Raw genomic sequence first — 13332 nt, forward strand, 5'->3', positions numbered from 1 at the left:
CCTCCCAAAAACAGCGTTGCTACTTCAGTCAATAATTTTCCAAATTCAAGACCAGCATTAAAGGAACCACCGGCACCGGCTCGCTCATATTCCTCCTCCATTTTATTAATGCGATCTACATAGGGCTGTGCAAAGGCATGCCCAAGGGTAGCCAAAACCTTACCACTGGTGAAGAAATCTTTGAGCGCTTTCAAAATCTCTTTGGAATTTTTGGCTATTTGTATCAAGTCACCAACCGTAGGAGAACTGATTATTTGCAAAAAACCATCAACCGTACCGTATACTTCAGCCGGTACACCAGCTACCATACCTGCCCCAAAGCTTATATCTTGCCCTGTACTAATCGCAGACCACTTCGCAGACACTTCTGCTTCACATAAAAGGTCAGGACACTCCTTTAATTCTTTATTCATCTGGGCTATTTGAGCACTGCTGAGGTAGTTATTTGCAGCGGCATTACCAGCGGCATCGGCGCCGGCATCAACATTGCCACCGGCAAGGGCAGCAGCAACGCCCCCAGCAGCCCGTGCAACATCAATGGTGTGGTCTCTAAAGTCAGCAAACTGCGCATCAATCTTTGCGTTTATACGCGCTTCCTCTTCCGCTGTAGGGGTGCGACCGTTTAGGTCCCCCATTTCCTCTTTCACAATGCCTTGCACCCACAATTGAAACTGGAGCATAGCAGTGGCTTCGCCCACAGCACCCCCCACAGCACCGGCTGTGCAAGCACCGCTCGCAACCGCGCCTTTTAAGCAGCCAAGTCCTGCATGGGCAACGATCTGCGTGACCGTATCTATTTTGCCTTCTGCCTTGGCGGTACCGATTTCTTCCGCCAACGATTTGCCAACCGTATCAGACAGGGCGATGCGCAGATTGTTAAAAAAGTTCTTGTCAAGAGAGCCACCCTCAAGAGCCGTTTGAACGCCTGTGCCAATGGCGGCTTTGATCAAGTTCTTTTCCGCCTCACGGGTGATGCGATCAACCAGAGGAGCCGTTTTGGGCAAAGATTGTCCAACACCAGCCATTTCGGTTAGTTGGCTGGTTAAGCCTGCTGTCAACATCGACGAGACAATGCTGAGAATATTCTTTGAAGAGCCAAGCTCATGCAAGGCACCGGCAATATTGCCGCGATTATTGACAAGAGCCACAGCGCTTTTGTTAATCAGCGCTTGGACACCAGCCTGTATCGCCGCATTCATGGCGGTGCTCGAGCCAAGCCCCAAAGCACCGGTAATGGCACTGGCAGCGCCCGAGGCTGCTCCACCCGTAACCGCCGTGACAGCCAATGCCACGAGAGCCGCACCGGCTTCTGTCAGCCCTTGGGCTTTATAATCCCAGTCTTTAAATTCAGCCTTAACTGCTTGCCAATCCACTTGCTTGGATAATTCTGGATCATCACGCAGTTGCTTGATCCATGCCATGCCTGGAGAGCGAGACAATTGCTCAAGAGATTTGTCTAAATCACCGGTTGCCTGATACTCAACAACGAAGCCATCACCCGCATCAAGCTTTATGCCACCCTTAGCATCTATGGTGACATGCTCGATGGTCTCCTTAAGGTAACCTTTATCGCTCTCACTCCACCACACAAGGTTTTCATTACGCTGATAAACGTCCTTAAAATCTTGATCCTTGTTGGTCAGAAACTTGATCTTCCCCGTATCTGATGCCAAATGCGTCTGACCACCACTTGATAGCCCTGCCGCATCAAGCGTGAGATCCCCATTTTGCGCATGCATGGAGAGGTTGCCCTCTGTTTCTATCGTGGTTTTGTTTGTAGTAACTTCTGTTGATTGTTGACGAAACTTATTCTTTTGCTTCGATTTGTCGCCTTCTTTGCCCCTCAGATCCAAATCAAAACTGTTAAAATCTTGCTCTGAAATCGCGTTGAGAGCGCCACCACTGGTGAAATCCCCATTGCCCTTGGCTTTAAACTTTCCCCCAAGGTTAAGTTCACCACCTGTGACAATGGTCAAATCTCCATCACTGTTGACTTCTGTCAAACGGTGCTCACTGCTTTGGGCGTTATAATGCCCTTTTTCCAATGTCTCCTTATGGTCACTCTCTAGCACTAATGAACCAAACGTAGCAGAACCATCGACAATCACCGTCATCGGACCGCCACTGCTCCATTGGCCACCAGTCATGCTTAAATCGCCAAGGGAGTGAATGTTTAAATCCTGTATAGAAATGATTTGAGCCTGCTGCCCGCTCCGATCAACGAAACCATATTCATTCGTGTCACGGATTTTTGCAGTACCATCAATGATTGTCTTCGCATTGAGGGTGATGATATCCCCCAGAATAACCCCTGAAGAATTGGCTAAAAGATCGCCACTGCTGAGATCTACAGCACCGCTGCCAAGCAAAAAACCACCATCATTAAACAAAGTTTGCGTAGTCGAAACATGCAATGCACCATTACTTGATATGGTGCCGCTATTGGTAAGACGGTCCGTCTCTATAGTGACGCCATTGCCTTTCAAACGTGCACTGGCAAGGTTTCCTTGCTGCGTTTTTGCCCCATAAACATCTTGTGCTAAAGAAGTGTTTGGTGCCAAATAAACGTGGGGTACCAAGACCTCTTGTCCATCAACAAGGTGGGTCTCAAGCCAGATCATATCCTTTTTGATCCCAGCAATCTGCTGAGGCGTTAAGGGCTTGCCTAGCACTAACCCCAAGGGATCTTGCTGCTCCACAGCATTGTCATAGAGCCTTTGCATTTGAGCATTGGGATCTTCAACATCAAGAAGAGTGCGATTACCTGTCAGCTCGAAGATTTGCTCACCCACCAGACGATATTCAAAATAAGCATCCCCCAACTTTTTGAACACGTTCTCAGGCTTATAATTGCCAATCTTTTTTAAGTAATAGTCCGATCCTAAAAATTTACTTGGGTTGATAAAATCTGGACGCGTCTCGACTAAAAATGGCACATCCGGTGTTTGGGTCTGGTCCAATTCTGTCTTAACAGAGTTAAGCCCATCTTGCGTTGGCACTTGTATGGATTCTGGTGCGGGTGTTTTTGTGCTTGGTGCAAAAAGCCCTTTGTGCCCTTTCAAACCATTGATAATACCGTCCAATCGATCATCACTAATCAGTGGTTTGGAACCGTCAAAATCGGTGTTTTTAACACCAGCCAACCCCTTATCGCCAGAGCTTAAGCCAACTTGCTCACCCCCCTCACGCACCGCATGATTGTCAATATAGCCTGTCAACTTGGCATCAAGCGTGCCACCAGCTTCAATCGTGCCGTAAACAGCATCATAAGTGCGGACGGTTGTTTTGGTATCAGTAGTACTGCCATAATATGTTATGCCTGTAATACTACACCCTCCTAATAATGTGTGGCAATGTTTCTTCCTGCGATGTGTTTCAGTTACAATCTTTGTTGTTTCGGTTAAATCGCGCCCCTCATTGAGCAGCGTATCACCCTGCATCTCAATGTTGCCATTAGCAGCAATCAAACTGTAGCTATTACGGATATCGCCGGCATGAACCGTGAGATGACGTCCTACTAAAATCTGTGCAGCTCCATTGGTAAAATGAGGCTGCTGACGAATGATCGTAGTGTCAACATCTTCCTTTATCTGGTGGTGTCTAACCTCGGTTTTTTTCCATTCTCCTCGCACGTAACTGTGAGAAACCACTTTATCGCTAACTTCAACTCCACCTTCACGCATGTTGGTAAGCGCTGAGACATCGAAGGTCATATCGCCTGACACGGCTTCTAAAAGACCCGAGCTGTTGATCACATGACCAGCCCGCTCTCCACTTAAACCACGGATGATGAGATTGTCTTCAGCAATGACATCGGCAAACTTATTAATAAAATCCCCATCTAAGGAGAAAATGGCAGATTTCTTGGCATAAATCAGCCCACTATTACTCAGATCAGCGCTCACATTGAGCGCAACCCCATCACCACTTGAACCAATACTGCCGGCATTGTCCAAAACATCTGCGGTTAAGACAAAAGCACCACCACTTTTGAGTACACCGTCTTCACCATTTAAAACCAGAGCAACTTGCCCCAATGACGGATCATGACTTTTTGCTATAAGCGTAAAACTGTTACTGGCTAAAAGCTGACCTGAATTGGCTAAAGACCCAAGCTTCGCATCAACAACACCGCCCACCATAATACCGGAATTGCTTAAAACATCATGACTGTTGAGAGTAAGTACCCCGCCTTGCGCTTCCACAAGCCCAGCTTGGGTGAGTGTGCCTGCCTTCAGCGTTACATCATAGGCGCCAACCTCACTTGTCTCGCCCATTGTCAATATGCCATCACTGGAAAGCTCTATCCGCTTTTTAGAGACAATGCGCCCCGTTTGGCTGAGATTTGTTTGCGCATGCAAAGCAATGGTATCATTGCTTTCTATTGTGCCACTATTGCTTAAATCACCGTGGCTGGTCAGTTGAAGGTCACCACGCTCAATCTCTATGTGCCCTGCTTGGATCACACTCTCAGCAACAATATTGACTGCCCCTTGCGTAGAAATAAGACCATCAACATTCTCAAAACTGCCCACATCAATGCGCAAACCATCCCGCGCTAAAACATGCGCACCTTCATCATGTGTAGCGTTTTGTTGCTCTGAATTTGTCGTTTCAGCGCTTTTATTGACAAAAGACGTTGCAACAATCTTCATCTCACCGGCTAAAGCACTGAGAAGACCAGCCTCATTATTTATATGACCAGCACGTGTCTCTTTCAGCCCACCAATGCTGAGAGCCTCTTCTGCAATCATTCTGCCCTGTGTGTTGGTTAAATCACCATCACTGAATACGTCCATAGATTTTTTGGCGTAAATCAGCCCACTATTGCTGACATTCCCTGCCACATTGAGGGCAACATTCTCACCACTAGAGCCAAGCACACCGGCATTGTCTAATTGCCCTGCGGTCACAACAAAAACGCCACCACTTTGAAGGACACCTTCGGATGTATTCTTCAGAAAGGCTTGTTGCGGATCGGCGCCTTCTTGTGTGCTTACCATCAAATGCAAATCATCGGTTGCAATAAACGTCCCTTGATTGGTAAATGCACCAATATGAGCATCGACACTCTCACCGCGCATTGTGCCGCTATTGATAACCCCATCACGCACTTGAAGGGTTAATGCTCCTTCTTGAGCTTCCACAGTCCCTGCTTGGGTTAAAGCATCAGCACTTAAAACCACATCATAACTTAAAATCGTGCTCTCTTGAGAGGTTGTGAGCATGCCCCCCGCTGTCAAGGCAACCTGCTGCATACTGACAATATCACCCGTATGATTGAGGGCACCATGGGCATCCAGCGTTATCTTCCCATTGGACAATACAGTGCCTTCTTGGATCAGGGCACCGTGATGCGCATAAAGGTCAATTTTTTGCTCTGCCACTAAGCGCGCGCGTGATGTAAGCTCTGCTGCTTCCACCAAAAGAGAGCCGCCGGCGCTATAATGTCCAGCGCCTACAGTGAGCCCATCATCGGCGCTCAAGACAATATTCCCCTTGGCACCAATATGGTTGTTTAAAGCGCTGATTTGATTGGTTTTAATGGTCAGATCGCCAAGGGAAGAAACCCCTGTTTGATCATTGTCTTGCATGCGGCTCAGATCAATTGTTGCTGCTTGGATCTCTAAAAGATCACCGGCGGCTATCCGCCCATTCCCCGCCTCAAGCTTTGCTGCCTGTAAATGCAAAGAACCCGTCGCTGACTGTTGACCATCACTCCCAATACCGCTTGCTAGAAGAGCATGAGACTGGAGCTTGATCAGATCGGCGTGCACATCAACAGTACCGCTCGCTGCAACGCGAGCTTGCTCAGCCAGTTCAACATGTTTCAAAGCCTTCAGTTCAACTGCTTCTTCTGAGAAAAGCAGATCTTTCACATGTACACTATCGTGGTGGGAGTGAGCCTTCACCGCTCCTTTGGCACGTGCTTTGGCAATTACCAGCTTGCCATCACTTGTCAATCTCATGGCGCCTGCATTGGCAACCATGTCTCCGCGCATCTTAACGCCCGCACCTTTATCATTGGCAATCACGCGGATCTGCCCCGCATACATTCCACCAAACTCACTGGAATCAATCGCCAATTCCGGCTCTTTGCCATCAGAACCAAGAGAAGTTGCTTCGCGTTTGTTATAATCAAAATGATTGCGCCCCGCGATAACAGCCAAATCTCCTTTGACCTGTATGGGACCCCCGACACTGATCTTGCGCGAAACAAGATCAAAAATATCTAATGCACTCCCATCAGCCCCACGAGCGCCTATGGTGATATCTCCACCCTCAACACGCAATCCACTCAAAGCGCCATCGGCTCCAATAATCGGTTGTCCAGTCGATAAAGTCACCCGTGGTGTATTAATAAAGCCACAACCGTTACAGGTAATCCCATTGGGATTGGCGATAATAACATCCGCCATATGCCCGTGTACTTCGCTCACGCCTTCAAGACGCGAGCGATTGGCACTCACCACTTCATTGAGGATAACCTTTGCTGCACCGCTATAACGCAAATTGCCGTTGCCTGGCACCAATCCCCCAAGCTGTGAACGCGAAACCTCCTCAGTCGAATTGTTCAAAATCACGCCATGGGTATCAACATTGAAACTGTCATATTTGTTATGAGAAAGACCCTGTCCATTGGGGCGAACAATATCAATCAGCGGCACATCATTGCCAGCTTTCCCCACCGTGGGGCGGAAAACAGAGCCAACCCCATCAGCTGCTTTAATCCCTTGGCTCTCTTGTGCAACAGGACTTCGCGCTCCAAGCGCTTGTGCTTGCAACAACAAAGGCTGAAAAGCTAAGCAAAAACTTAAAACAAGTGAAAGCCCCTTATGGATCCCTCGCTGCAAAACACAAAGAACGCGCTGCCATAGCTTGTATCCATATCCCAATCTATGCTTTTGATTTTTCAATCCCCGCATCTTCAGCTCCTCATAAAATTCTTTATCTCTTTAAAAAAACAACCCATATGGGTATAAACAGCGCAGCGATATTTTTTACCGCCCCTTTGCTCTAAAATCTCAATAATGCCCGCACTTGAAATAACCCTGTCGCATTTCCCTTTTCTCGCACTGTCGATTGGGTTAAAATATTCGAATAAGACACATCAATATCCGTAATGTCTCCGGTTGCATGGAAACCAAGAGTTGCCCCAACGAGGCTCCCGCCAAAACTGTTTTTGTTTACATTATTGGCCACGGCCCCCAGATCAAGCGCCATATAAGGGGCAAATTGGCTCATAAATTTACGCCCCATTCTCGAAGAAAAACCTGGCAACAACAGCGACAATTCATTGCGCCAAAACGCCCCATTATTGCCGTAATAAATCGCCTCACGCACCCCGCGCACAGAGGAACTGCCACCAAGCGATATTTGCTCTGAACTAAACAACGTGTCGGGTGATAATTGTCCTGAAAACAGCGTGTTATAGCGAAAGTTATATTGTTTGAGCGAAAAAGGACGCACGTAGCCTAGGGAAAAAGACAATTTGGAAAATTGCCCTTTGGGTGAATTTTTTGTTGCATTCTCTTGCTCTTTATCGTCATAAGCGCCAAGAATTGCCAACCCTTTAAGAAACCCTATATGCGCGCTTAATTCTCCTCCAAGCCACTTGCGCGAATGATCAAGCTCAAAGGTTGCAATAGCCAATTTACGGCTGGAAACATCAACCCGACTGCCCATAATAAAATTATCAGAATATTTCCATGTCAAGCGTCCTGTAAGCCAGGTCTTTCCCTCTTGATCACGATCAATAACCCGTGAAATCCATGGTGTCAGCGATAAAGACTTACCCTCAGTCATAATATCGGAAAATATCCCCTTAACACTCGAATGATATTGGCTCCACGTCCCATCAAAACCTGTTGTCCAAGTGCCATAGGGAAGAGAAAAGGATCCCGTTAGAGTATCACTATTGGGGCGCTTGTGAGAAAAATGATACGGACTACCATCCATAGAACGCTGATAGCTCAACGACCATTGATCATTGATCCCCAACAGATCATCAAAAGAAAGGCTCAAGCGCGTTTGATAAATTCCTGTTGCTTTAGCACCAAGATTATCGCTGGAAAGCGTAATAAGCCAAGGTTTCTGTTTTTCAATATGAACATCGAGTATCGAACCACCCGAATTGCTCCCCGCACCAAGATTAATAGTAGCTTGGCGTGAGAAAAGCCGATTGATTTGATCAAGCCCTTGCTCTATCTGGCGCAGATTGGTCGGCTTCCCAATAAGGTTTGGAAAAGCCGTGGTGATTTCTCCTTGAGATTTCCTTCCAACTTTATGCCCATCAAGGGTAATATCTTCCATCACACCTTCAACAACAACAATCTTGAGATGACCGCCGCTTAAATCTTGCTCAGGCAAATAAGCCCGCACCGCAATATAGCCGCGCTTCATATAAAGCTTGGTCACCGCTTTGAGCACTTTGTTGATTTCGGCAATCCCCAAACACCGTCCTTCCCAAAGAGAAATGGCTTCATGAAGGTTGGTATGAGAAATCAACTGAGCGCCAACAAATTCAATGCTTTTGATCAGCAAACAGGTTGTACTAGATGAAGCACCATAGGCAGATGTGGTATCATCGTCTGGCAAAAATATCCCATGTGTTTCGTTTCTACGGTGCAATCGTTGAAAACGCTGTTCTTGCGTTTGTTGTCGTTGGATGCTCTCTGATTGATTAATCGCTTTCTCACGAATGTTTTGGGCAAAACTCGGCAACGAGAAAAGGCACAAAATAGCCGCAAAAACAAAAATGAAAAAAAATCTATGCATTCATTGTGCCCTCAAAATGAGCAACAAAATGAACCATATCATCAGCGTCACAGAAAAAATCGCCAACCGCGTAACAATTTTTTAATTTTTTGATGAGAGTAATACTTATAACATCTGAGAAAAAAGCATAGACTGTACTGTATACACCTGCTTTATGAGTTGTGCAAACCATATCATTTCCCCCACTTTTGAAGCTTGTATAATTACACTGTTAAATGACAATCATATGCTATATATGCTTCTTAATTTTAAGGTGTTGCATGTAATATAATCTTGAGCTTTAAGTAAAGACTCTTATTCATAGAATAGACCAAATTTATTGGAACTGTTACATATTAGAGACAACAAAAAACACTCCATTATTATCGCTTGATAAGAAAAATAGTATGACAATCGCTTATTTACTAAAATAAGAAAAAAAGAAAATGCGTAATGCTATAACTAATGAAGGATTAGCATATTTAAAAGCCGTTTATCCCAATGAAAAAACACTAAAGATGATCTGTTTTATTATGTTTACGGTCTTTTGCATTCAGAAGATTATCGCACCCGTTATGCTGATAATTTATGCAAAGAATTGCCTCGTATCCCTTGCGTAAAAACGGCTGATGATTTTTGGAAATTTGTGACAGCAGGGCGTGAACTCGGTCATTTGCACGTGAATTATGAAGATGTAGAGCCTTATCCTGTGACCTTTAAAAAGGGTAATCCAAAATTAACTGATATCTCTAATCCAGAAAAGTTTTATTACGTGACAGAAATGAAATTCGCAAAAATTAAGGATAGTAAGGAAAAGAATAAATCAACTGTTATTTATAATAGCAATATCATCATGACAGATATCCCTAAGTAAGCTTATGAGTATATCGTAAATGGTAGACCTGCTCTTGAATGGGTTATGGGGCGTCAATGTGTAAAGACTGATAAAAAGAGTGGCATTGTGAATGATGCCAATCACTATGCTGTTGAAACCATTGGCAACCCTGCCTATCCATTGGATTTGTTTCAAAGGGTTATCACTGTAAGTTTGGAAACCATGAAAATCGTTAAGAACTTACCAAAATTAGAAATAAGAGAAACCGAATAACTTATAAAGCATGCTCACATAATGAGAGTGATAACCTTACAAGGGGTATAGAGCTTATAACCATAATCTATACCTCTCTTGTTAAGTTGATTAGATATAATCTTCTTTCTATGAGGGATAACAAAATAAAGTTAAGAGAATAGGATTTTGCAACATTCCTCTTAATTATTGCGAATCAAGGATTCTTTTCGTGGAGTTTTTTTTGCCATACCTGCTATCCAGAGGGTTTTTAATTCTAAAAAATTGACTTGAAGTCACAGTGTAGCTACACTATAATAAAGGTTTTAAATGGAGATACAAATCATGAAAGCCGATTCTGTTGTTCGCGCTCGCATTCCTGCTAAAATGAAAAAACAAGCGATGATTAATTTAGAACGTATGGGATTAAGTGCATCAGACCTTATCCGCATAACATTTTTGCGTGTCGCTGAAGAAGGTTGTTTGCCTTTTGATCTTAAAGTACCTAATAGTGTCACACGTAAAGCTATAAAGGAATTAGATGAAGGTAAAGGTAAGACATTTAAAAACGCTGATGCCCTTTTTAAGGATTTAGGCATTTAATATGCTGATACCCGTCCGCTCAAGACAATTTAAACGTGACGTGCGCAAAGCGGAAAAACGCGGTAAAAATATGAATAAGCTGCGTACACTATTGAGTCTTCTAATTGAAGAAAAGCCATTACCAAGACATTACTGTGATCATCCACTAAAAGGCGATTGGGTAGGATATCATGATATTCATATCGAACCAGATTGGCTGCTTATTTATAGAATAGAAGGAGATAAATTACATCTTATTCGTACAGGAACGCACTCTGACCTTTTCAAAGAATAATTATATGAAAAGTTAAAAATACTCTAATTTTTCTCTACATAAAGAGCGCAGACCGTAAAAAACTCGCTCTTGAAGCTATAAAAAAGCTTCAAAAAGATGAGGGATAGAGAAAAAAACTAATAAAATCAATAAAGAATAAAATTCTCATTATTAATATAACTTATTGACTTAATTATTATTGAGTATCCCTTTTTTAAATAATAGTTTATATGCGTTATTCTAAAAAGAAATCATTTGCACTTTTAAATACTCTTATTTGGATTACTTTAAAACTTTTAAGAAATCCCATCTTAAAGTGAATACGCTTCTTTTACATTGCCTTTAAAAGATTATACCGTAATCTAAAATGATAGCTTTATTGTTATCAGAAGCTTTATTTAAAGAGGGTTATGTATATTCACTTTTCTTATAGGTTTTGAAGGTATAAAAACCGTCAAAACCCCTTCAAAACGTATATTATTAGTTGAATTTATAGGTTGTGTTATCAATAGAGGTTGTTTTTTAAGATCTGTAAAATATTAACACATTGAAAAATAACGTTTTTACTTTTTATCGTTTTTTTATCTAAAAGAGGCAACCGTCAAAACTCATAACCTAATGATCTTGATAGCATTTCTTATGAGTTATAAACCATCTTTTGAAAGGCTTTAAAGGATCACATACTCTCATAAGACATGTTTTAATCATTCACTAAATGATCACTTTTGACGATTCAATGTACTGACACAAACTGACAAATATATATTTACAGTTGTATTTATTTGTTATGGCTGTTTTAATAAGTTGTATTTTGAAAAATTCATAAAACTTAACTTATTGAAATATAATGATTTTAATTTTCTCTCATTAAAAAAAATGATATAGGTTCTAAAAAGAACTGACAAAAATGACAAAAGTTTATTAAAAGGGATTTTGCTCATCTCTATAATGATCAGTTTCTATTGAGATGTTTTCATAAGTGTTTTCATAACAGGCAATAAATCACAATTATCCTATTTATCGTTTCTCTTATGAAACTGAAAAATGATGCCATGGCTGTAAAGAACATAACAGCTATAGAGAAAGCAAAAATGCAAATGAAAGCATTTGTTATAAGAGCGCGGTGCTATTAAGGTTTTTTAAATTAGAGCCCCTTATAAACAAAATTCACAAAAAATTTAAAATTCATTTAGTAAAAAAATGATAGGTTATAAAGCTAAAAATACGCATTATGAGAGCGTTTCTAAATATTATAAATATATAGATTCAAAAAATAACGCAATCGTTTCATAAAACCTACAATATAGCTTTAAAAGCACATAAATATAAAAGAAGCAATTAATAAGCATAAGATATTATCAATACACAACGTATTTAAAAAATACAAAAAAACATCAAAAAAGTTTATAAATTAATTGACAATAAATACGTATTTTGTTACATAAATAACCAAGTGATGAAAACACTTTCGAATAGCGAATAGGTTGCGAAAAAACCTTTTCCATTTCTTTTAAAACACTGACTATCTTTTATGCTGTGATTAGCATATATAGTGATTTTGTCGGGTGTAGCTATGCCATACAATACCCTTATGGGAAAAGCATAGCAACGGACTATTCGCCGTGTTTTCAGCACCCGATGCTCTTATAGGGTGTCAATTGAAAACTAATTTACGAATAGGTGTAAAAATGAATTCTATTGTTAATACAGAAAAAACATCTCCAAAATACGAATTTATTGATGATTGTGAATATATCGATGGTCATTTCTTAACTCGAATTAGAGCCTTAAGAGATTTTGATGATGTCAAAAAAGGCGATTTAGGGGGGTATATTGAAAATGAAAGCAACTTATCTCATGAAGGTAATTGCTGGGTGTATAATAAAGCTCGGGTCTTTCAAAATGCACGCGTCTTTGGAAATGCTAAAGTAAAAAGCTTTTTTGTTGATGTCTATGGTAATGCTCAAATTTATGGGAATGCTATTTTTGAAGGTCTGACATTAAAGGACAATGCAAAACTGTCTGGTAATGCGCATGCTAACAACGCCGTTGTAATTGAAGGCAATGCACAAATTTATGATAACGCCCGTGTCACTGATCATGCTCATATTTCTGATAATGCTGTCATTTGTGATGATGCCCATGTCGGAGGCAATGCAAAAATAAGTGGCTCTGCTTATATCTGTGATGAATCGCGTGTTTTTGATGATGCTGTTATTTGTGATGCTCTTGTCTCAGGCAATTCTTACATTCATAGCAATGCCTCTTTAACAGCTAATGAAGATATCTGTGATGATGCATATCCTGAGTTTGGGAGCGAAGATGATTATTATCGTCATGAGTATTATGCTGATTTTGAAGGGTATTATGACGATGATAATGACAGCGAATATGAAAGTGATGCTGCGTAAATGACACGCGCGGGTGCGGCGGGGGCGCCCTCCTTTAAACATCTCATTTAAAAATTTAAATCTCTATAAAGGAATTGTGCTATGCAAAAAAAGTTTGCACTCACAAATGAAACGCGTGTAATTAATAATCATACCCTTTATCGCATTAAAGCATTAAAAGACTTTGCTGATGTTAAGGCTGGTGCCTTGGGTGGCTTTATTGAAAAGGAAGATAACCTCTCTCATGATGGCAATTGCTGGGT

6 protein-coding genes and 1 pseudogene are annotated in these 13332 nt (G+C 41.9%); 4 read left to right on the forward strand and 3 right to left on the reverse strand.

What is annotated here, in order from left to right:
* The 3 genes from ACFINM_RS08420 to ACFINM_RS08430 all read right to left on the reverse strand — a co-directional run.
* Window positions 1–6926 (reverse strand): DUF637 domain-containing protein (locus ACFINM_RS08420; protein ID WP_375641070.1); only part of this gene is annotated, 6926 nt, incomplete at its 3' end.
* 91 nt (window positions 6927–7017) lie between these two features.
* Entirely contained in the window at window positions 7018–8778 is a 1761-nt protein-coding gene (locus tag ACFINM_RS08425; RefSeq protein ID WP_375641071.1) for a ShlB/FhaC/HecB family hemolysin secretion/activation protein, read from the reverse strand.
* Window positions 8771–8950: a hypothetical protein gene (locus tag ACFINM_RS08430; protein WP_375632827.1), complete on the reverse strand. Its 180-nt coding sequence runs from the start codon at window positions 8948–8950 to the stop codon at window positions 8771–8773. Before ACFINM_RS08430 ends, ACFINM_RS08425 begins: the two co-directional genes overlap by 8 nt.
* A 256-nt stretch (window positions 8951–9206) precedes the next feature.
* Here ACFINM_RS08430 and ACFINM_RS08435 point away from each other — a divergent pair.
* The 4 genes and pseudogenes from ACFINM_RS08435 to ACFINM_RS08450 form a co-directional block, all read left to right on the forward strand.
* Window positions 9207–9865, forward strand: a pseudogene (locus ACFINM_RS08435) (type ISP restriction/modification enzyme); the annotation flags it as partial.
* Between the two features lie 303 nt (window positions 9866–10168).
* Window positions 10169–10426: a type II toxin-antitoxin system RelB/DinJ family antitoxin gene (locus tag ACFINM_RS08440; RefSeq protein ID WP_375641073.1), complete on the forward strand. Its 258-nt coding sequence runs from the start codon at window positions 10169–10171 to the stop codon at window positions 10424–10426.
* A 1-nt stretch (window position 10427) separates the two neighbouring features.
* Window positions 10428–10700 carry a type II toxin-antitoxin system YafQ family toxin gene (locus ACFINM_RS08445; RefSeq protein WP_375630510.1) on the forward strand — a complete coding sequence of 91 codons (273 nt, stop codon included), beginning with the start codon at window positions 10428–10430 and terminating at the stop codon, window positions 10698–10700.
* Window positions 10701–12367: 1667 nt separating this feature from the next.
* Entirely contained in the window at window positions 12368–13090 is a 723-nt protein-coding gene (locus tag ACFINM_RS08450; RefSeq protein ID WP_375641072.1) for a hypothetical protein, read from the forward strand.
* Window positions 13091–13332: the final 242 nt, after the last annotated feature.

This window comes from Bartonella sp. AA168HLJHH, assembly GCF_042197365.1.
GTDB lineage: Bacteria > Pseudomonadota > Alphaproteobacteria > Rhizobiales > Rhizobiaceae > Bartonella.